Genomic DNA, 24,261 nt, shown 5'->3' with positions numbered 1-24,261 from the left:
AGACGACAGCGTAGATGGCCGCCAGCCGCGGCAGGATATCGCGGACCTTCTCGGCTGTCGCGTCGAACGCCGTCCTGACGGCCGCCCGGCGGCTCTCCGGACGCTCGTCGAACACGTCGCCCCGCGTCTCGGCCGTCCCGCCGTCGGGGGGCTGGGCCGGCACCGGCGGCCGACCGGCCGACGTTGGACGCGTCCAGCAGGACCGCGCCGGCGGCGATGCCGGTCAGCGTAATCGCCAGCGCGATGAGCCCCCGCGTGGCGACGTACAGCACCCCGACCCGAAAGCCAAGAATCGGGATGAGTATCGGGGCGTAGAACGTGATGATGTGCTGGGCGAAGCCGAAGAACGTGTTGATGGTGACGGCGATTATCGTCGCACGGTCGGACAGCACGCCCGACTCGCGGAAGTCGGCGAGCATCCCGTAGCCGGCGGTCGTCGACGCCGTCGTCGTCAGGATAGCGGTGCCGACCTCGTCCGGGAGGTTCGCCGGCGACGTGAGATAGCGCGAGACGACGGCGATTTTCTCGACCAAGCCGAACGCGACCGCCAGTTCCGCGAGGAACACGCCAAAGGAGAGGAAGAGCGTGATGCGGAGGACCCTGATAGCGACCTCTCCGAGGACACCGACGACCGGATGGCCAAGTACCGCGGCGACGAGCGACTGCACGCCCGAAAGTAGGAGTCTGGCCGGCAAATGCCCATCGGTAGCGACAGAATCGCGTCGAGCGAGCAATCGCGTCTGTGGCTTAGCACAGCCACTTCACCAAATCACACGAGCACGCGGACAGCACCGAACAGCACTACCACGCCCAGCACGTCACAGACGTTCGTGACGACGGGGATGACCACGTCGTCGGGGTCCAGTTCGAACCGGTAGGCGGCGTAGGCGTCACCGTCGTCAGACGATAGCAAGCACCGCCAGCAGACTCCCGCTGACGAGCGCGACCAAAACGACCGTCCGGAGCGGGAGCGCAGTGCCGCCGATGACGGCCTGGAGGAGCCACGCACCGGCACCGACGAGCGGGAACAGCGTCACCGCGAGGGCAACGGTGGCGATTGCGTTGCCGGCGAGCCGGTCGTCAGTCGCCGCGAACGACAGGAGGCCGAGGTGAAACGCCGTCGAAAACCGCGCCGCGAGGATGCTGCCGAGGTTGCCCGCCATCCCGATGGTCACCGGGACGAGCACGAGCAACGACGGGTACTGCAGCAGCGTTCCCTCGAAGGTATCGAGCACGAGGCCGCTCCCGAGTTCGATAGCAGTGAGCACGACAAGGATGGGGAACATCGTCCGGACGATACCTGAAACCGACCACTGGGACGCGAACTCCGCCACTCAGCCACCCCCCAGTGCGAGGACGAGGCGGGTCGCGCCCAGCAGCGTCGCGATACCGACCACATCGCCCGTCGTCGTCACGACCGGGCCGGCCAGCGTGTCGGGATTGAGTCCGTGGCGGTAACCGACGAACACGACCGAGACGACGGCGATGGTCAACAGCAGTCCGGAGACGAAGCCCGCGATGAGCGCGATGGCGACGAGGGTCGTGAGCGGGGCCGACGGTCGACCGACCAGCGCGAGCAGGGCGACAGCCATCACCGCAGCGACGCCGCTGATGAGCACGCCGTTTGCCAGTGCCGCCGCGACGGCGGCGTTGATGCGGTCGTCGTCGAAGGAAAACCGAGGGTCGATAAGCCCCTGATGGAGTGCCGACCCCAGGCGTGCGCCGAGCGAGCCGTAGACGTTCCCCCGAGTGGCGAGCAGCGCCGGCACGAGCACGAGCAGCCCGGCGACGTCCTGTAGCTCCGCGTCCATACCGCCGAGGACGACGCCCGCGAAGAGGCCACCGACCGCACTGAGTGCCAGCACCGGGAGCGATTCCCGGTAGGCTTCGAGTGCCACCTCGCGGACAGTCATTGCAGGGCGAAGGGCGGCGAGCGAAAAAAAGCCCCCTGATAGCGCTGGCGCGCCCTCAACCGGTCGACTGCGCCCTGTCACGCCACGGCGGCGGTCCGACCGTCGTGTTGCCGACCGCGGTAAACCTGACAGTTCTGGTTACAGTGACTGGTTCGTCGCCGTCCGTGAGCGTCGTATACTCGGTCCGGTAGTGCCGGACAAGGCCCGACTGCGTGACGTGGGCGACGAGCGTCGCGTTCTCCCGGGACGCCCACGCTGTCGACGAGGTGTTCTCCCGTAGCCGGTCCCCTCTGATGACGTAGGTGGTCCCGTCTGACTGCTGGGGCTGCAAGGTCCGGGTGTGGAACGGGGCAACGGTCCGAGTGACGTCGGCGGCCGGACGGCCGTTCAACGCGGCGGCGTGAACCCAGTACCGCCACGTTCCGGCGTAGCTGTCCGGCGGGTCGTACTCGTTGTAGATCGTCTGGTTGTCGCGCACGAGTCGGCGGAGATACGTATCGCCGTCGGACCAGAACGACGCGGTCGCCGGCGGCCGACCGAGGAGCACCGGGGCGGCAGGGCCGCGGACAGTGACGTTGGCGAGGTGTGTCCGGTTCGCGTCCAGCACGACCTGGACTCGGAGGTGGGATCGCAACGACCCGTTTGCATATCTGACGGTCCGGTTCATCGTCAGCGTGTACCCGGTTCCGTTGAGACGGTCACCGTGTGCGGAACCGAGCAGAGATGGGCTGGTGACGCCCGTCGCCCCGACGCCGGCCGGATACGTGGTCGCGGAGTCGGTCGGCACCGGGGCGGGCGTCACCGGCGTCGCCGAGTCGTCGCCGCCGCTGAACCCGAACCCCCCACAGCCCGCGGTAACGACGACGATGAAGACGAGTAACTGCCGACGCAGATTCCTCGCCATGCTCTAGCAAACCAACCAGATCGGAATAAGTCTACGGATCGCCATTTAGCCGATATCTGTCAGTGCATGGATGTGAAACCGTTGGTTAACCTACCGAAACTATTATGATAGATTGAACCACCGTATGGAACATGCCAACTAATGGCAGTACGGTCAACCGACGACAGTTGCTGAAGAGTACGGGCGTTGCAGGTGTGGCGGGGCTGACGGGACTGGCCGGTTGTTCCGGTGGCGACGGTGGCGATGGTGGCGGCGATGGCGGCGATGGTGGCGACGGTGGCGGCGACGGTGGCGACGACTACCCGTCGCTCGGGAACTTCCCGGTCGAGGGCGACACGGTCACGTTCGGGTTCAACGTTCCACAGTCCGGGCCCTACTCCTCAGAGGGCCAGGACGAACTACGGGCGTACGAACTCGCCCAGAAGCACCTCAACAACGGGGGTGGCTGGGTGGACAGCTTCGAGGACCTCAGCGGCGACGGCGTCCTCGGGTACACGGTCGATTCGGTGAACGGCGACACGGCGACCGACGCCGATACCGCTCGACAGGCCGCCTCGCGGATGATAAACCGGGACGACGTGGTGATGATCTCGGGCGGCTCTTCCAGCGCAGTGGCCATCGCCGTGCAGGGCCTCTGTCAGTCGCAGAACGTCATGTTCATGGCCTGTCTGACGCACTCGAACGACACGACCGGCAAAGACTGCGCCCGGTACGGGTTCCGAGAGATGTTCAACGCGTACATGACCGGGCAGGCACTCGCGCCGGTGCTTGAAAGCGAGTACGGCTCGGACAACGAGTTCTACCAGCTGTACGCCGACTACTCCTGGGGCCAGACCCAACAGGACTCGATGAACCAGTTCCTCTCGGAGATCGGCTGGGAAGAGGTCGACAGCGTGCCGACGCCGCTCGGGACCAGCGACTTCTCCTCGTATCTCTCGGAGGCCGCAAACAGCGGCGCGGACGTGCTCGTCCTGAACCACTACGGGCTGGACGGCGCGAACTCCGTCTCGCAGGCCGTCGATGCCGGTATCGACGAGGACATGGAACTCGTCGTCCCGCTGTACAACCGCCCGATGGCACAGGCCGCCGGTGGCTCCATCGAAGGCATCTACGGAACGATCGCCTGGGACTCCCAGATCGACAACGAGGCGTCGAACGCGTTCACGCAGGCCTTCCAGGACGAGTACGACCGCGTCCCGTCCGGTCCGGCCCAGCTCGCCTACGCCCAGACGCTCCAGTACGCGGCCGCCGCCGAACGAGCGGGCACGTTCTACCCGCCGGAGGTCATCCGCCAACTGGAGGACTACGAGTACAGCAACATCGGCATGGGTCAGGAGACGATGCGTGCCTGCGACCACCAGGCCCAGCGTGACATTCCGGTCGCACAAGGGCTGCCGGAGAGCGAGCAAGGCGACGGGAACTTCATCGAGATTGTCGAGATCACGTCCCGAGACGACGTCGGATACGGGTGCGATTCCGGACCGGCCGCGGAGTGTGAACTCGGCGAGTACGGCGACGAATAGGGCAGAATCCGGGCAGGGGACCGTACCCCTCATGATTTATAGTGCATGAGGTTGCCTTACTTGATACACAAAAACTAGCATGATTAGGAATACGCAGAGAGTACGAGAAGAGTGCGGTGGGGGGGATCCGGCGTGACGCTACTCGCGGACATCCTCACCATCTTATTGAATGGGTTGCAACAGGGCGCGATTTACGTCCTGCTCGCGGTCGGACTGTCGATTATCCTCGGGACGCTAAAATTCGTTAACTTCGCGCACGGGGCACTGTACCTCGTCGGTGCGTATCTGGGGCTGTTCATAACTGGAAGTGTTCCATTGAATGACGGCCAACTGGTAGAATGGGGCATCCAGTCATACGGCATCGGACTGGGATTCATTGCTGCACTGGTCATCGTGCCGATTGTCGTGTTCGTTATCGGCCTCCTGATGGAGCGCTTCCTTGCACAGGCGTTCTACGACCGCCCCGACACCGACCAGATTCTCGTCACGTTCGGACTCGCAATCATCGTCCAGGAACTGCTCAGAGCGATGCTCGGCGGGAACAGCCAGCCGTTCCCACAGCCCTCGTGGGCATCCGGTCCCATCGCGCTGCCTGTCGTCGGGAACTTCCCGCGCTGGCGACTCGGCGTCATCGCGATTACGGCAGTCCTCGTTCTGGGCGTGTACGCCCTCGTCGAGTACACTGACTTCGGCCTCATCGTTCAGGCCGGTACCCTCGACGACGAGATGGTTCGCCTGCTGGGTATCAGACTGAGCAGACCGTACCTCGTTGTCTTCGGCATCGGTGCCGCGCTCGCCGGCGTGGCCGGCGTCGTCGGCGGTCCGCTCGCCAACGTCAACCCCAACATCGGCACTGAACAGTTAGTGCCGGCGTTCCTGACCGTCGTCATCGGCGGCGTCGGGAAAATCGAAGGGGCTGTCGTGGCCGGACTGATGCTCGGGACGCTACAGGTGCTCCTCATCCAGACCGGCTACGCCGCCTGGAGCCAGGTCGGCATCTACGCGCTCGCGGCGCTGGTCCTGCTGGTGCGTCCGCAGGGGCTGCTTGGCTCGGAGGTGGATGTCTCATGAGTGACGAACCGCGCGACGCGACTGCCACGGCGGCGGCCGATGCGGATACGGAGGTCACCGGCGGCCTCGCCGACCGGTGGGCCAGCTTCCGCGACCGGGAGATATCGACGGTGTTGCTCACGGTCGTGGGCGTGGCCGTCTTCCCGTTCCTCTTCAACAACTTCCTCGACGGCTACACCCAACTGGCGACGCTGATGCTCATCTACGGCATCTTCGCCGTCGGGTTCGACATCCTGCTGGGGTACACCGGCCTGCTGTCGTTCGGCCACGCCGTCTTCTTCGGCGGCGCGGCCTACGCCGCTGGTATCTTCAGCGCGAGCGTCAGTAGCTCGCCGCTGCTGGTGCTGCTCGCCGGCACGGTGTTTGCAGTGTTGATGGCGTGGATTGTCGGTTTCCTGTCGCTGCGCCGCGGCGGGATTTACTTCGCTATCCTGACGCTGACGTTCGGCCAGATGTCCTTCTATCTGGCGGCGTCGCCGCTGGCCTTCCTCACGAACGGTGAGAACGGGTTCACCTCCGTGGATATCGGTCACCTGCTGGGCGTCATCGACATCCACGGCGGGGTGCCGTTCCCACTGACGATGCTTGTCGACAACATGCTGTACGTGTTCGTCGCCGTCATGACGGTGCTGTCAGTCGCGATGGCGAATCGCATCCTGCACTCGCCGTATGGGACCGTGTTCCGCGCGATTCGCGAGAACGAGCGACGGGCTGAGTTCGTCGGGCTAGACGTCTGGCGGTACAAGCTGATGGCGTTCATCATCTCGGCGGCCTTCGCCGGCATCGCCGGGAGCCTGTTCACCATCGAGGGGAACTACGTGCCCCTGCAGTCGCTGTACTGGACCGAGTCCGGGCGCATCGTCATCATGACCGTGCTCGGCGGAGTCGGCTCGCTGTTCGGGCCGCTGTTCGGCGCCGGGCTGTACCTGTACATCGAAAACATCGTCAGCGGGTTCGAGACGCTCGGCCCGTTCTGGCACCTCATCCTCGGTGTTGTGTTCGTCGTCGCCGTCGTCCTGTTCCCGAACGGTATCTGGGGCGGTATCGACTACGTCCGCGACATGGTCGTCGGAGGTGACGAGGAATGACGGTTCTCGAAACCGAACGACTCACCAAGCAGTTCGGCGGCCTCACGGCTGTCGACGAGGTGAACCTGGCGGTAGAGCAGGGCGAAGGCGTGAGCCTCATCGGCCCCAACGGCGCGGGGAAATCGACGTTCATCAACCTCGTCACCAGACGGCTCGAACCGAGCTACGGCGAAATCGCCTTCCAGGGTGAGTCCATCATCGGGATGGACCCACACGAAGTCGTCCAGCGGGGGATGAGCAAGTCCTTCCAGACAGCCTCTATCTTCCCCGAACTGACTGTCAAGGAGAACGCGACCATCGCGGCGCTGGCGGCCGAGCACGGCTCGTTCCGGTTCAACTTCTTCCGGCACCAGAACAGCTACCCGGACGTCGATGAGCTGGCGGACGAGGTACTCGAGTCGGTCGGCCTGTACGACGAGCGAGAAAGCGAGGCCGACAGCCTCGACTACGGGAACAAGCGCCGGCTCGAACTCGGTATCGCGCTGGCTGCCGAGCCGGACATGCTGCTGATGGACGAGCCGACCGCCGGGATGAGCCCCGAGGAGACGAAATCGACCGTCGACCTTATCAAGCGAGTCAAGGAGGAACTCGACCTGACGTTCCTGCTGGTCGAACACGACATGGAGATCGTCTTCGACATCTCCGACCGCATCGTCGTCCTCAACCGCGGGTCGGTTATCGCGGAAGGGACGCCGACAGAGGTACAGAACGACCCCGCGGTACAGGAAGCGTATCTGGGAGGTGTCGAGGAATGACGATGCTCGACGTGGACAACATCAACGGCTACTACGGCGAGAGCCACATCATCCAGGACGTGTCGATGAACGTCGACGACGGCGAAATCACGGCCCTGCTGGGCCGCAACGGCGCGGGCAAGACCTCGACGCTCCGGTGTATCTCCGGGGCGACGCCGCCCGACGTCCGGAGCGGCACAATCCAGTTCGACGGAACGGACATCACCAACGAGCCGCCGGAGGACATCGCCGTCCGCGGCATCTCGCTGGTGCCGGAGGAACGGCGCGTGTTCACCGACCTCACCGTCGCCGAGAACCTCCACCTCGCGGACACCGTCCGCAACAAGTCGAACACCTGGCGACGAAAGCTCGATTTTCGAGACGAGGGGATGTCAACCGACGAGATATACGAGTACTTCCCGCGGCTCGACGAGCGACGCTCCCAGAAGGCCGGCACGCTTTCGGGGGGCGAACAGCAGATGCTCGCCATCGCCCGCGCGCTCCACCAGAGTACCGACCTGTTGATGCTCGATGAGCCATACGAGGGGCTGGCACCGCAGATTATCGAGTCCGTCGAGAACGCCATCGAACGCATCAGCGAGGACGGCACGACGATACTGCTGGTCGAGCAAAACGCTGTAGCGGCGATGAAAATCGCCGACCGGTGTTACGTGCTGGACCGCGGTCAGGTGGTCTTCGAGGGGGCCGCCGAGGAACTGCAGAACGACCAAGAGACCCGCGACAAGTACCTGGGTGTCTGAATGTCGGACACACAATCCGCCGAAGCGTTGCTCGACGCACTGCAATCGGAAGGTGTCGTGGTCATCGACGAGGAGACGGACGAAGTCAGCACAACGGAAGCGTTCGAGGCCGACCGCGGGGTGTACTACGACACCTACGTCACGATGGGCGACACGGAGTTCCACGAGTCCGTCGCCGACGTGTTCGGCCTCGATTCGGCCGCTGAAGCAGCCGAGCGCGTCGACGAACTCGACGTGTCGCGCGAGGAGTTCGCCACGTTCCTGACCCTGCGGTCGAACGTCGACGGCTCCTACACCACCGTGGAACTGACGACGATGGCACAGATGGCGACCGAACTGGGACCGGAGACGCCGGTCCCCGACGCGGTCGAACATCTCGACGACGACAGCTACGAGGCCTTCGTCGACGCCCACGACCGGTGTGTCGTCACCGTGTGGAAACTGTTCTGTGAGCCCTGCGAAGCGATGAAAGCGGAGTTAGACGACGTGCTGGCCGCGTTCCCCGAGGGCGTGCCAGTCGGTGGCCTCGCCGGCGAGCGGTCCCCGGAGTTCTGTCAGTCAGTCGGTGTCAACGCGGCCCCCGCCGTCGTGCTGTTCGAGGACGGCGAGCCCGTCGAGCGGATTACCGGCCGGACGGACCCGGCACCGCTCGCCGAACGGGTCGAAGAAGTGTACGGCGTCTGACTGCGGCGTTACTCCTCTTCGCCGCTACAGACCAGCACGGAGCGGTCCGTGCCGAGAATCACGCTCTGTGTGACACTGCCGAACAGCACCTTGCCCGTCGGCGTCCGCTTGCGTCCGGCGACGACAATCATGTCGGCGTCCTGCTCGTCAGCCAGGCGGAGGATTGCGTCGGCCGGTTCGCCACTTGACTCTTCCAGCGCCACCTCGACGCCTGCCTCCTCAAGGACTTCCCGGGCCCGGCGCACGGATGCCACCTGGTCGACGGACGCGCCTTCGGGGTTCTCCTCGAAGTCGTGTAGCAGCGTGACGCGGACCTGGCTGGCGTCCATCGGAACTTCGGTTATCGCTTTCGCGATGGCGGTCCCACGAGCCTCACTTTTGTCTATCCCAGCGACAATTTCGTACATGCTCGCTTCAGTCGTAGGACGGGCCAACCCTTAGTTCTGGCCCGGATTTCGAACATAGATTATCAAAAATAGCGTCGGATATCGCATCCCGCAGATAGACGCAGCGGCGTCAGTCGCCGAACGGCCCCATACCGCCGCCGCCCATACCACCCATGCCACCGCCGCCACCGCCCTGTTGCATCTGTTTCATCATCCGCTCCATGTCGCCGTCGCCCATGCCCTGGAACTGCTTGAGCATCTGCTCCATCTGCTTGTGCTGCTGGAGGAGTTCACGCACCCGCTCCTCGGGCTTGCCCGAGCCGCGACAGATGCGTTCGGTCCGGGACTGGCCGACGACGCGGGGGTTCTCCAGTTCCTCCTCGGTCATCGAGTCCATGATAACGTCGAAGTCCCGCATTCGCTCCTGAGTCACGTCCATCGCGTCGTCCGGGAGCTGGTCCATCAGCCCGCCGCCCAGCCCGGGAATCATGTCCATCACCTGGTCCAGCGGCCCCATGTTGTTCATCGTCTGCATCTGCTTGCGCATGTCCTTGAGGGTGAACTGTCCCTCCAGCATGTCTTCGGGGTCCCAGTCCTCCTCGTCGCCTTCCTGGGTTTCCTCCATCGCGCGCTCGACACGCTCGGTGAGCTGTTTGAGGTCGCCCATCCCGAGCAGGCGGGAGATGAATCCCGACGGCTCGAAGCGCTCGATGTCCTTGACCGTCTCCCCGGAACCGAGGAAGGCGATGGTGGAGTCGGTCTCGTTGACCGCGGCGAGCGCGCCCCCACCTTTCGCCGTCCCGTCGAGCTTCGTGATGACGACGCCGTCGATGCCGATGGCCGCCTCGAAGTCGGCGGCCTGGCTCTTGGCGCTCTGGCCCATCGCCGCGTCCAGCACGAGCAGGTCCCGGTCGGGCTGGACCTCCTGCTCGATGCGCTCGATCTGTTCGATAAGCTCCTCGTTCAGGCCGTCACGGCCCGCCGTGTCCACGATGCGAACGTCCGCGTTCGCCGTCGCTTCCAGCCCGTCGCGGGCAATCTTCACGGGGTCGTCCTCGTCGGGGTCGCCGTAGAAGTCGACCTCGGCGCGCTCGGCCATCTCCTTGGACTGGTCGTACGCGCCGGGCCGGTCCGTGTCGGTCTGGATGATAGCCGGCCGGAGCCCTTTCGTCGAGAACCACCACGCCATCTTCGCGGCCGTCGTCGTCTTCCCCGACCCGTACAGGCCGGCGAGCATGATGGTCTGCTCTTCCAGCGGCAGTTCAGTCGACTCGCCGACGAGGTCGACCAGTTCCTCGTAGACGATCCGAAGGACCCAATCGCGTGGGGTCGTCCCCGCCGGCGGTTCCTCCTCCAGCGCGCGCGTCTCGATGCTGTCAGAGAGGTCCTGTACGAGCCCGACGTCCACGTCGGCCTGCAACAGCGACCGCTGAATCTCCTTGACGATGTCCTCAATGTCCTCCTCGGAGAGCCGGGACTTCCCCCGGAGGTCATCAAGTGTCCCCCGGAGCGAACTCCCAAGATCGTCGAGTACCATTGTTAGCGCGAGATACGCGACGGCGCGGGTAAAGGCTTGTTGTCATGCTGTCGCCCGCTAACCGCTGGGATGACTGCCGTATCCGTTCGGCTGAGGCTGATTCGCTCATTGCTATCGGAGCGAGGCCGACCGGCAGGTCCATCTCACGTTTCCGGCCATCTTCGGGCGAGACGTGTTATCTGTGTGCGACAGCATCTGCATGATTAATTCCACGTCTACCGGTGGCGAAAGGGTGAAGAGGTCGAACCGACTGGTCGACAATATGGGCGTTCTCGGGCAGCTCGGATTCATGGTCGCCTTTCTTTCGGCCGGCGTCGCCGCCGGCCACTTCGGGCTGTTGACCGACCGGCGGACGGATATCCTCACCACACTCGTCTTTACTGTCGCCCTGCCGGCGCTCATATTCCGGTCCACGTACAACCGCCCGCTACGGGAGATTATCTCGCCGGCGTTGCTCGGGGGCTTCTGGGCCGTCATCGCGCTGACGATAACGCTGGGCTGGCTCGTCCACCGGCGGCTGGAATCCCCCGACCGCCGCAGCGTCTCCGTCGTCCAGTCGTATCACAGCAACATGGGGTTTCTCGGGCTGCCGCTCGTGGCAGCGACGATGGGCAGCGAAGCGACGGCCGTCGCCAGCGTCATCCTCGGTATCGGCGCGGTGACCCACGTCCCGGTGACGGTGTTCCTGCTGGTCCGCATCAACGGCAGCGACGCCTCGCTGCTGGGCGAGTGCAGGAAACTCGTGACGAACCCGGTGCTCATCGCGCTGGCGGCCGGCATCACGGCCTCGGTCCTGTCGCTGTCCGTTCCGGAGCCACTCGTCGGTGCGCTCGGTCCGCCGGCCAAACTGGCGCTCCCGGTCGCCCTGCTGTGTATCGGTGCGACGCTCGACACGGACCTCCCGGTGGCGGACCTGCAGAAGACCGTCAGCGTCGTCGGGCTGAAGGTGCTGTGGATGCCGGCGCTGGCGTGGCTGGTGTACTCCTCGCTAGCGATGGACGCGACGGCGCTGGGCGCAGCGGTCGTGATGCTCGGCACCCCGACAGCGGTGTCGACGTACGTCTACACGACGGAACTCGGCGGCGACGCCGCGTTCGCCTCGCTGAACGTCTTCACCTCGACAGTGGTCTCAATCGGAACGCTCTCCGTGCTGATCTGGCTGTTCGCCTGACGCCCTGCCGTGGTCACGCTTTTGCCCGCCGACGCCCCCACCGACGATATGGGCTATCACCAGATCAACCCCGAGGACCTGTCGGAAACTGCGGACTACCCCTGTGACCGGCGCGGCGTCTCCGACGCCGCCGAACTCCACGCGCTCCACGCGGCCACCTACGAGATGGCACCCGGCGAAGACCTCTCGCGGGCCTACCACTACCACGAGACGCGCGAGGAACTATTCTACGTGCTCAAGGGCACGCTTCACGTCGAAACGCCCGACGGGGAGTTCGTGGTCGCCGCCGACGAGGTGTTCGTCGCCGAGCCGGAGAGCCCACACCGCGCGCACAACCCCGCCGACGCCGACGAGCCAGTCACGGTCCTCGGCGTCGGCGCGCCGCCGACCGACATCGCGCTGCCGTACGACCCCGACACGTAGCGAGGGACTCGGCGGTTCAGACACGCTTTTCAGCCACCCCATCACAGTTGCGCCCATGACGAGCAAACAGGCGGTACAACAGGAACTGGTCGACAGCGGTGTCACGGCAGTCCTGCGCGGGATTCCCGAGGAAAAGATGGTCGACGTGGCGACAGCCGTCCACGAAGGCGGCGTCACGGCGCTGGAACTGACGGCCGACGCGAAGCGCTGCTCGGACATGATCGCCGCGGTCGACAAGGCTCTGGACGACACCGACGCCATCATCGGGGCCGGTACAGTCATGGACGCCGCCGCCGCCCGCAACGTCATCGAGGCCGGCGCGGAGTTCGTCCTCGCGCCGAACCTCAACGAGGACGTCATCGACGTGTGCAATCGCGAGGGCGTTCTCGCCATCCCCGGCGTCATGACGCCGACGGAGGCCGCCGACGCGATGGAGGCGGGCGCGGACATCCTGAAGATGTTCCCAGCGAAAACGGTCGGCCCGGCACACATCGGCGCGCTGCAGGGTCCGCTCGGCGACGTCCCGATTATGCCGACCGGCGGCGTCTCGACCGACAACGTCGACGAGTTCTTTGATGCCGGCGCGGTCGCTGTCGGCGCGGGCTCGGCGCTGGTCAACTACGAGGCAATCGAGAATGACGACATGGACGGCGTCCGCGAACAGGCCGCGGCGTTCGTCGACGCCGTCGAGGCCGCCCGAGAGTAGCAACAATCTCACCCGGCCGAGCAGAACGAGGCCCGGCACGGCGGCAGCGGCTTACGTTCCGGTGTCGTTCTCGGTCGTCTCGTTGCCTGTCTCGTTCCCAGCCGTTCCAGTCTCATTGCCGGGCAGGTCAGTTTCGTTGCCCGGAACCGCAGTCTCGTTTCCGGCCGTCCCAGTTTCGTTCTCTGGTCTTTCCGTTTCGTTACCGGGCACGCCTGTTTGGTTGCCTGGAGCCTCGGTCCCGTTGCCAGGCATTTCAGTTTCGTTCCCCGGTACTCCGGTCTCATTGCCGGGCAGATCTGTTTCAGTATCCGACATCTCCGTCTCGTTTCCGAGAGCATCGGTTTCGTTCTCGCCCAGTTCCGTCTCGGTATCCATCCCGGTTCCTTCTTCGGTCTGGGCTTCAGTTTCCGTCTGCGATTCCGTACCGGCTTCCGTCATCGCGTCAGTCTCTGCTGCCGTAGATGTGCCCGGAGCTTCGGCACCGCCGCCACCGCCAGTCTCCGTACCGCTGCCGCCAGTGTCACTACAGCCAGCCAGCGCCACGAGTGCGCCGCCTGCGATTTTGATAACGTTCCGTCGAGATGTGGGTCGTCCCATAGCGTTTGCCCGAAGAGAAGCCGGACAGTTTATGAATGACCTGCTAAGCGTCTGACGGAGAGCCGACAGAACGGCTTAGCAACACCCGAAGGTGGGCCGGTTCGCAAAGCAAACATAAACGATCTGTTTCAGATCATAAATGGTTCGAGTCCGGTATTTCGGCCAGTTCACGGGTGGTTCTACACCTCGATAGCCGAACATCGGCCTGTTGCGGTGTGGTTCGAGACCCGAGTTACAACTATCCGTACTGTTCCCGAGCGGTTATCGAGCGCATAGGTATCTTCGTCCCCGGGTCACGATATCAGGCCCTGCGTTGTTAGTCAGACAGCCGTTTTAGCTGTCAAAATCGCTCAGTCGCCGTTTAGCAACGTCATAACCTGGACGCAGTGGGCAGCATCCCCATGCCCGCGGGAACTCCCGTAGCCGTAATTGTCGCCGCCGTCGTCTGGAACACCGGGTATCGGTCCGCCTCCGTCAGTTACGAGCCGTGTCTCGTCAACAGGGAGACCACGGTCACCCGACGACAGCACGATGAGTTCGGGTGCGACATCAGCCGGCGCGACCTGCCGGCAGTAGCGTCCATCAGACATCGGTGGCTCCCTCTGCCGGACCACTGTCAGCCCCATTCCTCACATCGCCGGAAACGTCGCGTCGTTCGATTGTCTGCATTGGTATCACGCTACGATACTGTGTGGACCAGTCATGAACAGCAAACGACTTCAACGCGCCCCTGTCGGCGAAAACGACCACACCTGCGATGGAGTGGCAGTATTTGCCGCATCGCACGCGGTGCGTTCCCGTCAGAAGAGCGCGAACTCGCCGGGTTCTACACAAACAGGGTCGACAATGGCCGCTCATGTGCCGCAGGTAGCAGCAAAAGTAACCGCGAAGTCCGAGGCCTACTCGCCGATGAGGCTGTCGACGATTTCCTCGGGGTCGAACGGTTCGAGGTCGCCGTAGTCCTGGCCGGTCCCCAGGAAGAGGATCGGCTTGCCGGTGACGTGCGCGACGGAGATGGCCGCGCCGCCCTGCGGGTCGGCGTCGGCTTTCGTCAGAATCGCCCCGTCGATCTCGGCCGCATCGTTGAACTCGCGCGCCCGGTTGACGGCGTCCTGACCTGCGACCGCCTCGTCCACGAACAGCGTCATGTCCGGGTCGATGTTGCGGTCGATCTTCTCCAGTTGGGCCATTAGGTCGTCGGAAGTGTGGAGTCGGCCGGCCGTATCGCCCAGCACCACGTCGATGTCGTTGGCCTTGGCGTACTCGACGGCGTCGTAGACGACCGCCGTCGGGTCCGACCCCTGTTCGTGGGTGATGATCTTCTTGTCGAGGTTCTCGGCGTGTTTCTCCAGTTGCTCGTTCGCTCCGGCGCGGTAGGTGTCGCCGTTGGCGAGCACCGTCGAGAGTCCACGGTCCTCGAAGTACTGGGCGAGTTTCGCTATCGAGGTCGTCTTGCCGACGCCGTTGACCCCGGTGAACACGATGGTTACCGGCTTGTCTGCCTGCTGGACGCGCTCGTCGAAGTCGAACTGGCCGACGTTGATAACGTCGTACAGCGACTCCCGGAGCGCGTCCCGGACGAGGTTCCCCGTGCTGGAGAGCCGTCGGCGGGTCTGACCCGTGAGGTTCTCCTTGACGCCGTCGAGGATCTCGTTGGCGACGCTCATCTCCACGTCGCTCGACAGCAGGGCCAGTTCGAGGTCGTCGAGGTGGCTCTGTAAGTCCTCCTCCTCGATAACCGTCTTCCCGGTCGCCATGAGCTTCGCCTTCGCGGCGAGACCGCGGCCGCCGTCGTCGTCTTCTTCGGACTCCGAATCGGTGTCGGATGCCGAGTCGTCCTCTACCTCTGTGGCGTCGTCAGACTGGGAAACTTCATCCTGGATCGCGTCTGTGTCTTCGACTGCCGTAGACGACGCTGTGGCTGGCTCGTCTATCGCGTCGGAGTCAGCGGCCGGCGGTTCAGAACCAGTCTGTGGCTGGTCGCTCTCGACCGCAGCCGCCTGCGTGTCGTCTTCGGACGGCTGCGAGTCCGTTGCGGGCTCAGCGTCGGCCGCCTGGTCGGCAGTTGCTTCCCCGTCAGCCCCGTCGGCGTCCGGTTCGTCCTCCGCTTCGAGTGCGTCGTCGTCGACGTCCTCCTCGACGTCACTCGTGAACCCGCTGAGTTTGTCCTTCAGTCCGTCGAACATGGCGGCCTTACTCGTCTTCCTGCTCTTGCTGTTGCATCATCTGCTGCATCTGCTGCTGTTGCATCTGCTGGGCCTGCTGTTCGAGCTCTTCCATCTCGGTCTCGACTTCGGCCTTCTCTTCCTGCAGGTCGCTGATGTGGTCGTCCAGCGTCTCCTTCTTGGTTTCCAGCGTGCTGACAGCGCCGTCCTGCTCGCGCTCCGCGGAGTAGCCGCCACCGAGGGAGACGACGACCTCGTCGATGTCCTCGATAGTCGCGCGGATGTAGGCGTCGCCGCCGAGCGGGACCTGCACCGTGGAGCCGGAGTCAAGCGTCTCGATGGCCTCGATTGCCTCGTCGATGTCAGTCTGCTTGTCGCGGAGGCGCTCGATTTCCTCGTCGATAGCGTCGACTTCCTGCTCCATCTGCTCGATCTCCTGTGCGACCTGCTGCATCTGACCGCCGCCGCCACCGCCGCCACCGCCCATCATGCTGCCACCTCCTCGATTGTGATCTGCGTGCGCTTGAGGTTGTGCTGGGAGCCGAAGTCGCTGTAAACGCGCTCCTCAGCGACGTTCTCGTTTGGCGCGTCGACCTCCTTCTCGAACTGCTGTGGGCCGTCTCGGGCCGGGAAACTACCGCGAACAGTGTACGTGCTCATACACGCAGGTGCGGGCAGGGCAGGGAAGTATCTTCCCCTTCCGTCCGTCCCACCATCCACAAGAGTAGCCGCCGCTACCCAGCGACTGCGACGGCCACACGGCTGGAAAACGAGCGACGGGCCTACTCCTCGGACGCCGGGGCGTACACCATATCGCCGCCACACTCGGGACAGGACGGGCGGAGTACACCTGTCGAGTAGTCACACTTCCGGCAGACGAGGCGGTTCTGGTCTTCCGCGGGCGGTGTTCGCTGGACCATACGTGACGTTTGGGGACGCACTATATTATTCTTTGACACGAGCTGTCATGGTTGCCGGCCCCGATGGATTTCCCGGGGCAATACGTACAGCCAGCTATGAGCGAGACGACTTACCAGTGCGAGTGCGGTGCGGCCCTGCGATTCAGGCAGGACCTGACGCTGGAGCGGGGCGGAACCAGTCGGGCCTGGGCGTGTGGGGACTGCGGACTGCCCGTTCCAAGCGTGGTGGCAGAAAAACTCAGCCACCAGCATCCGTCCTGAGCGGGCAGCAGAATGAAAACCGCGTCAGTCGATGTAGCCGAGCGCCGCGTCGATACGGCCCAGTTCCGGCCCGGAGGTGTCCGAGCCACAGACGTAGCCGTGGTCGTTGGCGAGCAACCCGGAGCCGACGAGCGGACCACCGTAGTTGATGGTCCCGATGTCGGCCGGCACGTCGAGGATGTCCTCGAGGGCGTCGAGTTCGCCGTCCGTGGCCTTCGGATGACAGAGCACGCCCTTGTTGGTGGCGACAGCGGCGGTCCCGACGGTCGTGACACCGGCGATGACGCCGCGTTCGACGGGTACGTCCAGCCCATCCTTGACCGCTTGCACGGCATCCCGAGAGAGGTCGGGGTGGACGTACGCGCCGTAGTCGTTACAGCAGACGACGTTGCCGGCGGCGTTGATCCGGCCGGGCATTCTGGTGATGGGCACGTCGACGACGTCCTGAATCCGTTCGATTTCGGTCTCACGGACGCGTTCGGAGACGACCAGCCCGTTCTCGTTGCCGGTCGCGAGCGCGCCGACGGTCCCGGAGCGGCCGACGGTCGTCGGCACGGCCGGCACATCAAGTTCGTCGCTCAGGTCGTCGAGCAGCGATTCGTCTAAGTCTGGGCGAACCAGCACGCAATCGTCGGTCGCACGGGCGAACACACCCACGTACGACGACCCGGAGAAAGCCGCGCGGAGCAACGTTACTCTGCGGTCTCTGCTTCGACGATGGCTTCGCCCTCTTCCTCGAAGCGGGCGGCGCGAACACGGATCTTGCTCGGCGTGTTGGCGCGGCCGCGGGCCCAGGCCGCCTCGTTGATCGAGGGGTCGAGGCGGACGGCGTCCTCGTCGACAGAGAAGTGCTTGGCGAGGTGCTCGCGGATGAGGATCATCGCCTTGTCTGCGCGCTTGTGGTTCGGTTCGGCTCGCGCGTCTCGGAGCGGGACGGTGACGACACGCTCCTCGAAGTCACTGGCGCTCATTATTCGTCAGTGTCGTTGCGCCGCCAGTGGCGTCGTTTGTGGTTGCGCTGGACCTCGCGGTCCGTCTTGAGCATGACCCAGGCCGGGACTCGACTGTTCTGGTTGTCGAGTTTGGCCAGTCGCTTCTTCGTAGCCTTCGATTTCTTACCCATGGTATGGTGCTTGTTCCGCGCCGTGGTTTAAATTCCTTCCTTTTCGAGCCGGTCGCGGCCCGTTATCAGCGGCTATAACTGCGGACGTAGAACTAAGTAGTCCGTGGCCCTGATTATCAATGGATGAAGCGCCGGAGATTCCTCCAGACCATGGGTGTCAGTGCGACAGCCGTCGGCTCTGGTTGCATGGGTGGGGGCGGTGAGGTCGTCGTCAGCGTGCAACAGGACGTCAGAGTCAACCCGCACGAGGCGTGGATCAAGGAGGAGATCCCTGACGTGTCTGACCCCGGCGGTGAGCTACGGTATATCGTCAAAGCGGACATCCCGTTCAACGTGTACTTTTTTACTGACCGCGAGCAGTTCGAGCAGTACGACACGTTCATCAAGGGTCGGGAGCCCGACGAGACACCGCCGGGGAACCCCAAGTTCAGCCAGACAGCGGTCCAGCCGGCGGGGTCGGATATTTATCAGGCGTCCACGGACGACGGCGGCGCACGGGAGTCACTGGACGAACCCGGGCCGTACTTCTTCGCCGTCGACCACTCGAACTACCGGATGGAAACACGCGTCGATGACTACGACGATCCGTTGAAGGCCTTCGTCGACCTCACCGTCATCCGAAGCAAACTGCCCTTCTAAACGAACGCCAGCGGTACCATCGCCAGCACCCCGACGGCGACGCCGGCAGTTAGTTCGCGTTTACCGCCACCCGGCAAGCCGTCGCCGTACTCCAGCGCTTCGGGGACGAACTCCGTGAGCACGAGATACACCATCGCCCCAGCGGCGAAGCCGAAGCCGAACGGGAGAAATGCCTTCGCCAGCGTGACGAAGTAGTACGCGATAACGGCCCCGACCGGCTGTGGCAGCGAGGAGAACACCGCCCACCAGACCATCTTCCACTCGCTGACACCCAGCGAACGGAGCGGGATGGCGATAGCAGTCCCCTCAGGGACGTTGTGGATGGAGATGGCGACAGTCATGAACACAGCCAGCAGCGGGACAGAGACGCCGAGGATACCCACAGCGGATTCGGGCGTGGCCGACTCCAGCCCGAGTTCCGCGAAGGAGACGCCGACGGCGACGCCCTCTGGGAAGCTATGGACAGTCAGAATGCCCAGAATCAGCAGAAGCTTCTTGAAGTCGGCCCGCTCGAACTGCTCGGGTGACTGGTCGAAGTCATCCAGAAGTTCGTGGGCAACGACGACGAGCAGGACGCCAGCGAGAATGCCGGGAATCATCAGCAGCGGCGACCCGTATGCCAGCCCCTCCCGGACGAGTCCGAAGAGCGATGCGGCGACCATGATTCCCGAGGCTAGCCCCCACAGCAGGACGTTCCATCTGTCGGAGAACTCATCAACGAGAAAGAACGGGATCGCACCGAGGCCGGTGGCAAGCGCCGTAAGCAACCCCGCAACGAACACGAAAGCAACGTTCTCAACGGCGACCATATCGGTCCTACGCCGCTCGGACCGATAAAAATTGTCACTAACCTGATTTGTTTTGGTCGGCCTAAACAGTCTGCTGGCACGCTGTAAATAGGTTCTCAAGCGGCTAATTGACGCCCCTCACTCGGTTATAGGCCAGTGCTACGATAGTCCCGACGCCACAACACGCATTCTAACAGATATATGACAACAAATGCACGCCAACAGTGTCCGTGTAGAACACGCACCGACAGCAACCCCGCTGGCCGAGACGGCACACACTCATAATGACACTGACTCGACGGTCCGGTACGTCGGTCCATCGGGCCCAAGCTCACTCTCTTTCAGCCGGATTTCCTCGACACGCAGGCGACCGACATCCGGGTCCTCGTTCTTGACGGTGTCCTGTACCGTCTCTTTGCCGCCGGCGTGGTCCATCCTGGCGATGGTTGCGTGCGGCGTGAACTCGTGGTCCTCCGGGTCGAACCCCATCGCGACGGTCCGGGCCTCGACGGCTTCGTGCAACGCGGTCAGTTCCGCGCCACCCTGTCCGTCGCGGACACCGACCCAGACGACACTGATGTAGGACAGCGCCGGGAACACGCCGAGACCGCCGAACTCGGCTTCGAACGGCTCGACGCCGCTGTCTTCGACCGCCCCTTCGAGAGCAGTGACGATGTCGTCAACGCGGTCCGGGTCGGTGTCGCCGAGGAACTTCAGCGTGATGTGGGCCTGTGCGGGGTCGGTCAGCCGAAGCCCAGAGACGCCGTCGAAGCGTTCCTGTACGCTCTCGATAGCGTCTTCGAGCCCGTCCAGATCGACGCTGACGAACAGGCGGTTGGCCATAGCTAGCGGTTCCGGTCGTGTCCGCAAGAAAGCTACGACGGGGTCAGTGACTGCTGTGATCTGGGGCTGTATGCCACCGCCAGAGACTATGTCCGAGTCCCAGAGCGACCATTGCGACCGCGACGCCGAAGAGAGCGGGGATGGCGGTGTCGGGAAGGAGACCGAGAGATAGCCGGACGAGAATGGCCGCCACAATCAGGAGGGCTACCCGCGCTCGTGCCCGGGGCGTCTCTGCCGGACTGGATACCCAGCGCCCGAACGCCGGTAGCTGCGCGTAGTAGCGTCCGACGAGAACCGCCAGAACGACCGTTCCTGCAACGCCCGCTCCAGCGGCGGACAGCGACAGCGAGGTCTGGTTTGAGGTGAGAGCAGCCCAGCTAACGACTGCGAACACACCCCCGAAGAAGACGAGCAACGCGTCTACTGCCAGTGGGTCCCGCATATCCGGGAATCCGACCGCAGGACACCTAAATCTTCACGAGCCGTGGACGTAGCCCTTAACCGGATTGGCCGTCAATCAGGAGGCATGACAGACCACGACGACGACCACGCCTTCTCCGAGGGCCAGGGGTTCGACGACCCCTACGAGGGGTTCGATCTCGAACCGCCGGAGTTTGAGGTGGACCCGGACAAGGTCGACCCCGTCGACTCGCGTGTCGTCACCGACCTGCTGGACCAGCGGAACGTCTCCTCTGACGCCGTCGACCCAGAGCAACTGCTCGATGTCGGCCTGGAGTACATGCACATCAACCGCCACGAACAGGCCGCCGAGACGTTCGAGCGCGTCGCCCAGTACACGGACGACGACCGGCTCAAACAGGAGGCCTGGACGAACAAGGGCGCGGCCCACGCGGAACTCGAAGAGTGGGATGCCGCCATCGGCGCGTACAAGGAAGCACTCAACTTCGACGAGGAGTCCGACCACGCCGCCACAGCGGAGACGAACCTCGCGTACGCGCTCTGGAAGTCCGGCCGCTCCGAGCAGGCACTCGAACACGCCGAGCGCGCCGTCGAAATCGACCCGCGCTTCGGCGAGGGCTGGTACAACCGCGGCTTCTTCCTGCTGGAACGCGGCCTGGCCGACGAGGCCATCGACGCGTTCGACAACGCAGTCCGCCTCGGCTTCCGCAACGCCGACGTGCTCGAAGAGAAGGCCCGCGCCCTCGAAGAGGTCGGCGAGTTCGACCGCGCCGAGGAGCTGGCCGAGGAAGTCGACGAGATGCGCGAGGAGGCCGAACAGCAACTGCTTGAATGATACTCAACGAACGCGACACCGACGAGGGGTTGCTCGTCTCCGTCTGTGACCCTGACATCATGGGCGAAACGTTCGAGAACGGCCCCGTATCGCTCACGGTCAACGAGGAGTTCTACGGCGGCGAAACGGCTACCGAAGACGAAATCGTCGACAGTCTCGCACGCTGTTCGGTCGCCAACATCGTCGGCGACGACGCCGTCAATGTTGCTGTCGAACACGGCTTCGTCGACGAGGAGAACGTCCTCGATCTGGGCGAGACGCGCCACGCACAACTGCTCTGGATGTAACTGCGGTCGCTACCGCAAGCCCGACCCCGACAGTCTTTGCGAACGCCCATCGAGAGGGACACGTATGTATTCCCGAGATCACGCCATCGTCTCCGCGGCCGTCGGGGCCGTCGGCGTTGCCGTCCTGCCGGTCCCCCTTCCGTGGTGGGCCGCCGTCGCTACGCGGTCGTCGTCGGCGTCGCCATCGACTTTGACCACTTCGCCGTGGCCAGACTGGAGACCGGCGACTGGGCCGCCCTCCGCCGTTGTCTCCGGAACCCCGAGATAGTGGTGTTCGACCAGGACGTAATATTCGGCCCGCAGGACCTCTGGCCGCTCCAGCGGCTCCTCAGCCATCACCTCATCGGCGGCGTGGTCGTGGTCGGCCTCTGGCTCGTCTCCGAGCCGCTATCGCTGTTTACCGCCCTCGTCCTGTACGCCCACGTCCTCGGAGACCTCGTCTGGGACAACTACCTGCTTGATACCTACCGGGAACAGCACGCGGTGGCCGCCGAGTCCGAATCAGGATAGGCTGGGCACCTGGCGGAGTTCTAGGTGAACCGAAGGAATGTTGCCTGTCGAGTCCCTGTATAGAGGTAATGGGACATTCTGAATCCGAGCTCTTGGACGTAGAGCGTATCCGCGAGGACTTCCCCATCCTCCAGCGCGAATTCGACGGCGAGCAAGTGGTGTACCTCGACAACGCGGCCACAACGCAGACGCCCGAGCCGGTCGTCGAGACCATCGCTGACTACTACCGGACGACGAACGCCAACGTCCACCGCGGCCTCCACCAACTCAGCCAGGAGGCCAGCGTCGCCTACGAGAAGGCCCACGACCGCGTCGCCGAGTTCATCGGCGCGTCGGGCGAGCGCGAGGAAATCGTCTTTACGAAGAACACGACGGAGAGTGAGAACCTCGTCGCCTACGCCTGGGGCCTGAACGAACTCGGGCCAGAAGACGAGGTCGTCCTCACGGAGATGGAACACCACGCCTCGCTGGTCACCTGGCAGCAGATCGCCAAGAAGACCGGCGCGACGTGTCGGTACATCAGCGTCAAGGAGGACGGCACGCTCGACATGGACCACGCCCGCGAGATCATCACCGACGACACGGCGATGGTCAGCGTCGTCCACGTCTCGAACACGCTCGGCACGGTCAATCCGGTCTCGGAGCTGGCGGACATCGCCCACGACCACGGGTCGTACATCTTCGTCGACGGCGCGCAGTCGGTCCCGAACCGCCCAGTCGACGTGGAAGCCATCGACGCTGACTTCCTGGCCTTCTCGGGCCACAAGATGGCCGGTCCGACCGGTATCGGCGTCCTCTACGGCAAGAAGCACCTGCTTGAGGAGATGGAGCCGTACCTCTACGGCGGCGAGATGATCAAGAAGGTCACCTTCGAGGACGCTACCTGGAACGACCTCCCCTGGAAGTTCGAGGCCGGCACGCCCGTCATCTGCCAGGGCATCGCGCTGGCGGAGGCCTGTGACTACCTCGACGACATCGGGATGAAACGCATCCAGCGTCACGAGGAGCAGCTCGCACAGTACGCGCTGGAACAGCTCCGGGACGAGGGCGACGTCGAGACGTACGGCCCGTCCGCGGGAACGGAACGAGGCGGTCTGGTCGCGTTCAACCTCGATTCGGTCCACGCCCACGACCTCTCCTCGATCCTCAACGACTCCGCCGTCGCCATCCGCGCCGGCGACCACTGCACCCAGCCCCTCCACGACAAGATGGGCGTCCCCGCCTCCGCACGAGCCTCGTTCTACATCTATAACACGCGTGAAGAAGTGGACAAGCTCGTTTCAGCTATCGACGACGCCCGCCAGCTGTTCGCGTAATCCCACTCGCAGTCTCCGTCGGAGTTGCGGAGTGATTTATTGGCAATTTTTTTACATTACCGCGGTGCACGCCACCTATATGACACACCGCCGATAACTTTCGGCGGAACAATGACTGATACCGATGAAGCGGAGCGGCCGCTGACGCCGGAAGCCCTCGATTACACGCACCTTCCCGATCAAACGATGTACAAGGTGTCGCTCGACGACGCCAGCCACTTCGAGCAGGGTGGGGACGACATCCGGACGTACCCGGTGTGTATCACGAACGAATTCAAGTTGCTGTACTTCGAGATGGACCCTGGCGCGGTCATTGACTGGCACACGCACGCACCCAGTTTCGACGAGGTGTGTCTGTGCCTCGATGGTGCCGCCAGATACACGCTGAAACGCGAAGACGGAAGCGAGCAAGTAATCCGGGCTGAACGACGCGAGTTCGTCTATCTACCCGGTGGGGCACGACACAAGATAGAATCTGTGGGAGAAACCAGTCACGAGGGACTGGTCGCAATGCCGTCGGACTCGGTCGGACGCCTCGAATTGCTCGAAGGGAATGAGCCGTACCAGACAGAGGACTGGCCGGTTGCGCTGTGGGTCGACCAAGTCCGCGACGAAGTCGTCACGAAAGACGAGAACGCCGTCACGGAGTAGGTCCA

The 24,261-nt window shown here is 64.0% G+C and carries 32 protein-coding genes and 2 pseudogenes; 16 read left to right on the top strand and 18 right to left on the bottom strand.

From position 1 onward, the window contains the following. The 4 genes and pseudogenes from GJ630_RS13380 to GJ630_RS13365 all read right to left on the bottom strand — a co-directional run. Positions 1-668, bottom strand: a pseudogene (locus GJ630_RS13380) (nucleoside recognition protein); the annotation flags it as partial. A 101-nt stretch (positions 669-769) separates the two neighbouring features. Then, positions 770-1,286: pseudogene (locus GJ630_RS13375) on the bottom strand (magnesium transporter). 48 nt (positions 1,287-1,334) lie between these two features. After that, complete coding sequence (locus GJ630_RS13370; protein WP_014039391.1) at positions 1,335-1,913, bottom strand: magnesium transporter; 579 nt, start codon at positions 1,911-1,913, stop codon at positions 1,335-1,337. A gap of 55 nt (positions 1,914-1,968) precedes the next feature. Then, complete coding sequence (locus tag GJ630_RS13365) at positions 1,969-2,817, bottom strand: hypothetical protein (RefSeq protein WP_014039390.1); 849 nt, start codon at positions 2,815-2,817, stop codon at positions 1,969-1,971. A gap of 131 nt (positions 2,818-2,948) precedes the next feature. On the opposite strand from GJ630_RS13365, the gene GJ630_RS13360 reads away from it, so the two are divergent. The 6 genes from GJ630_RS13360 (at position 2,949) to GJ630_RS13335 (ending at position 8,678) form a co-directional block, all read left to right on the top strand. Next, complete coding sequence (locus GJ630_RS13360; RefSeq protein ID WP_014039389.1) at positions 2,949-4,340, top strand: substrate-binding protein; 1,392 nt, start codon at positions 2,949-2,951, stop codon at positions 4,338-4,340. A 132-nt stretch (positions 4,341-4,472) separates the two neighbouring features. Next, positions 4,473-5,411 (top strand): branched-chain amino acid ABC transporter permease, encoded by a 939-nt coding sequence (locus GJ630_RS13355; protein WP_371727571.1) that lies wholly within the window; start codon positions 4,473-4,475, stop codon positions 5,409-5,411. Beyond that, entirely contained in the window at positions 5,408-6,499 is a 1,092-nt protein-coding gene (locus GJ630_RS13350) for a branched-chain amino acid ABC transporter permease (protein ID WP_191450033.1), read from the top strand. Before GJ630_RS13355 ends, GJ630_RS13350 begins: the two co-directional genes overlap by 4 nt. Continuing rightward, positions 6,496-7,254: an ABC transporter ATP-binding protein gene (locus GJ630_RS13345; RefSeq protein ID WP_191450032.1), complete on the top strand. Its 759-nt coding sequence runs from the start codon at positions 6,496-6,498 to the stop codon at positions 7,252-7,254. Before GJ630_RS13350 ends, GJ630_RS13345 begins: the two co-directional genes overlap by 4 nt. After that, entirely contained in the window at positions 7,251-7,994 is a 744-nt protein-coding gene (locus GJ630_RS13340) for an ABC transporter ATP-binding protein (RefSeq protein WP_191450031.1), read from the top strand. The genes GJ630_RS13345 and GJ630_RS13340 overlap by 4 nt, the downstream gene beginning before the upstream one ends. Further along, positions 7,995-8,678 (top strand): co-chaperone YbbN, encoded by a 684-nt coding sequence (locus tag GJ630_RS13335; RefSeq protein WP_191450030.1) that lies wholly within the window; start codon positions 7,995-7,997, stop codon positions 8,676-8,678. An 8-nt stretch (positions 8,679-8,686) separates the two neighbouring features. On the opposite strand, the gene GJ630_RS13330 is transcribed toward GJ630_RS13335, so the two are convergent. Both GJ630_RS13330 and GJ630_RS13325 read right to left on the bottom strand, forming a co-directional pair. Further along, on the bottom strand, positions 8,687-9,085 hold the full coding sequence (locus tag GJ630_RS13330) for a universal stress protein (protein ID WP_191450029.1): 399 nt from the start codon (positions 9,083-9,085) through the stop codon (positions 8,687-8,689). A gap of 109 nt (positions 9,086-9,194) precedes the next feature. Beyond that, positions 9,195-10,601: a signal recognition particle protein Srp54 gene (locus tag GJ630_RS13325; RefSeq protein WP_191450028.1), complete on the bottom strand. Its 1,407-nt coding sequence runs from the start codon at positions 10,599-10,601 to the stop codon at positions 9,195-9,197. Positions 10,602-10,863: 262 nt separating this feature from the next. Here GJ630_RS13325 and GJ630_RS13320 point away from each other — a divergent pair, with 262 nt between their 5' ends. Genes GJ630_RS13320 through GJ630_RS13310 form a run of 3 tightly spaced genes read left to right on the top strand, consistent with a single transcriptional unit; the run spans position 10,864 to position 12,901 of the window. Beyond that, on the top strand, positions 10,864-11,772 hold the full coding sequence (locus tag GJ630_RS13320; RefSeq protein ID WP_050038267.1) for an AEC family transporter: 909 nt from the start codon (positions 10,864-10,866) through the stop codon (positions 11,770-11,772). 48 nt (positions 11,773-11,820) lie between these two features. Then, positions 11,821-12,195 (top strand): cupin domain-containing protein, encoded by a 375-nt coding sequence (locus GJ630_RS13315; protein WP_064287353.1) that lies wholly within the window; start codon positions 11,821-11,823, stop codon positions 12,193-12,195. Between the two features lie 55 nt (positions 12,196-12,250). Further along, positions 12,251-12,901, top strand: a complete 651-nt coding sequence (locus GJ630_RS13310) for a bifunctional 4-hydroxy-2-oxoglutarate aldolase/2-dehydro-3-deoxy-phosphogluconate aldolase (RefSeq protein ID WP_004964639.1) — start codon at positions 12,251-12,253, stop codon at positions 12,899-12,901. Between the two features lie 51 nt (positions 12,902-12,952). Here GJ630_RS13310 and GJ630_RS13305 read toward each other — a convergent pair whose 3' ends face one another. From GJ630_RS13305 to GJ630_RS19615, 6 genes are all read right to left on the bottom strand, one after another. Continuing rightward, a complete protein-coding gene (locus GJ630_RS13305; protein ID WP_044951645.1) occupies positions 12,953-13,498 on the bottom strand; it encodes a hypothetical protein in 546 nt (181 codons plus the stop codon). Positions 13,499-13,848: 350 nt separating this feature from the next. Then, positions 13,849-14,088 (bottom strand): hypothetical protein, encoded by a 240-nt coding sequence (locus GJ630_RS13300; protein ID WP_079980820.1) that lies wholly within the window; start codon positions 14,086-14,088, stop codon positions 13,849-13,851. A 309-nt stretch (positions 14,089-14,397) separates the two neighbouring features. Further along, the gene (gene ftsY / locus GJ630_RS13295) at positions 14,398-15,684 is read right to left on the bottom strand and encodes a signal recognition particle-docking protein FtsY (RefSeq protein WP_050007681.1); all 1,287 of its coding nucleotides are present in this window, start codon (positions 15,682-15,684) and stop codon (positions 14,398-14,400) included. A gap of 7 nt (positions 15,685-15,691) precedes the next feature. Continuing rightward, positions 15,692-16,153 carry a prefoldin subunit alpha gene (gene pfdA, locus GJ630_RS13290; protein ID WP_014039375.1) on the bottom strand — a complete coding sequence of 154 codons (462 nt, stop codon included), beginning with the start codon at positions 16,151-16,153 and terminating at the stop codon, positions 15,692-15,694. Continuing rightward, positions 16,150-16,323: a 50S ribosomal protein L18Ae gene (rpl18a, locus tag GJ630_RS13285; protein ID WP_004594032.1), complete on the bottom strand. Its 174-nt coding sequence runs from the start codon at positions 16,321-16,323 to the stop codon at positions 16,150-16,152. The genes pfdA and rpl18a overlap by 4 nt, the downstream gene beginning before the upstream one ends. A gap of 122 nt (positions 16,324-16,445) precedes the next feature. Next, entirely contained in the window at positions 16,446-16,583 is a 138-nt protein-coding gene (locus tag GJ630_RS19615; RefSeq protein ID WP_014039374.1) for a hypothetical protein, read from the bottom strand. Positions 16,584-16,679: 96 nt separating this feature from the next. Between GJ630_RS19615 and GJ630_RS19610 the strand changes: the two genes are divergently transcribed. Beyond that, the gene (locus GJ630_RS19610) at positions 16,680-16,844 is read left to right on the top strand and encodes a hypothetical protein (protein ID WP_023843110.1); all 165 of its coding nucleotides are present in this window, start codon (positions 16,680-16,682) and stop codon (positions 16,842-16,844) included. A gap of 24 nt (positions 16,845-16,868) precedes the next feature. Here the strand turns inward: GJ630_RS19610 and GJ630_RS13280 are convergent, their stop codons facing one another. Genes GJ630_RS13280 through GJ630_RS13270 form a run of 3 tightly spaced genes read right to left on the bottom strand, consistent with a single transcriptional unit; the run spans position 16,869 to position 17,967 of the window. Continuing rightward, a complete protein-coding gene (locus GJ630_RS13280) occupies positions 16,869-17,534 on the bottom strand; it encodes a translation initiation factor IF-6 (RefSeq protein WP_064287345.1) in 666 nt (221 codons plus the stop codon). A gap of 2 nt (positions 17,535-17,536) precedes the next feature. Then, a complete protein-coding gene (locus GJ630_RS13275; protein WP_004518347.1) occupies positions 17,537-17,815 on the bottom strand; it encodes a 50S ribosomal protein L31e in 279 nt (92 codons plus the stop codon). Beyond that, a complete protein-coding gene (locus GJ630_RS13270) occupies positions 17,815-17,967 on the bottom strand; it encodes a 50S ribosomal protein L39e (RefSeq protein WP_004518346.1) in 153 nt (50 codons plus the stop codon). Before GJ630_RS13270 ends, GJ630_RS13275 begins: the two co-directional genes overlap by 1 nt. A gap of 186 nt (positions 17,968-18,153) precedes the next feature. On the opposite strand from GJ630_RS13270, the gene GJ630_RS13265 reads away from it, so the two are divergent. Next, positions 18,154-18,606, top strand: a complete 453-nt coding sequence (locus GJ630_RS13265) for a hypothetical protein (protein WP_129756201.1) — start codon at positions 18,154-18,156, stop codon at positions 18,604-18,606. Here the strand turns inward: GJ630_RS13265 and GJ630_RS13260 are convergent. The 3 genes from GJ630_RS13260 to GJ630_RS13250 form a co-directional block, all read right to left on the bottom strand. Continuing rightward, positions 18,603-19,415, bottom strand: a complete 813-nt coding sequence (locus tag GJ630_RS13260; protein WP_014039371.1) for a ZIP family metal transporter — start codon at positions 19,413-19,415, stop codon at positions 18,603-18,605. The two genes, GJ630_RS13265 and GJ630_RS13260, sit on opposite strands and share 4 nt — an antisense overlap. A 258-nt stretch (positions 19,416-19,673) precedes the next feature. Beyond that, positions 19,674-20,237 (bottom strand): RNA 2',3'-cyclic phosphodiesterase, encoded by a 564-nt coding sequence (thpR, locus tag GJ630_RS13255; protein WP_050037475.1) that lies wholly within the window; start codon positions 20,235-20,237, stop codon positions 19,674-19,676. 43 nt (positions 20,238-20,280) lie between these two features. Continuing rightward, positions 20,281-20,679, bottom strand: a complete 399-nt coding sequence (locus GJ630_RS13250) for a hypothetical protein (RefSeq protein ID WP_023843107.1) — start codon at positions 20,677-20,679, stop codon at positions 20,281-20,283. Between the two features lie 84 nt (positions 20,680-20,763). On the opposite strand from GJ630_RS13250, the gene GJ630_RS13245 reads away from it, so the two are divergent. The 5 genes from GJ630_RS13245 (at position 20,764) to GJ630_RS13225 (ending at position 24,256) form a co-directional block, all read left to right on the top strand. Beyond that, a complete protein-coding gene (locus tag GJ630_RS13245; protein ID WP_014039369.1) occupies positions 20,764-21,492 on the top strand; it encodes a tetratricopeptide repeat protein in 729 nt (242 codons plus the stop codon). Further along, complete coding sequence (locus tag GJ630_RS13240; RefSeq protein ID WP_004594041.1) at positions 21,489-21,779, top strand: DUF424 domain-containing protein; 291 nt, start codon at positions 21,489-21,491, stop codon at positions 21,777-21,779. The genes GJ630_RS13245 and GJ630_RS13240 overlap by 4 nt, the downstream gene beginning before the upstream one ends. Positions 21,780-21,920: 141 nt before the next feature. Beyond that, entirely contained in the window at positions 21,921-22,289 is a 369-nt protein-coding gene (locus GJ630_RS13235; RefSeq protein WP_252718810.1) for a hypothetical protein, read from the top strand. Positions 22,290-22,357: 68 nt separating this feature from the next. Further along, positions 22,358-23,605 carry an aminotransferase class V-fold PLP-dependent enzyme gene (locus tag GJ630_RS13230; RefSeq protein WP_191450027.1) on the top strand — a complete coding sequence of 416 codons (1,248 nt, stop codon included), beginning with the start codon at positions 22,358-22,360 and terminating at the stop codon, positions 23,603-23,605. Between the two features lie 111 nt (positions 23,606-23,716). Beyond that, a complete protein-coding gene (locus tag GJ630_RS13225) occupies positions 23,717-24,256 on the top strand; it encodes a cupin domain-containing protein (RefSeq protein WP_050037468.1) in 540 nt (179 codons plus the stop codon). Positions 24,257-24,261: the final 5 nt, after the last annotated feature.

This window comes from Haloarcula sp. CBA1122, assembly GCF_009741785.1.
Taxonomy (GTDB): domain Archaea; phylum Halobacteriota; class Halobacteria; order Halobacteriales; family Haloarculaceae; genus Haloarcula; species Haloarcula hispanica.
This window is presented reverse-complemented; position numbering and strand designations above follow the sequence as displayed.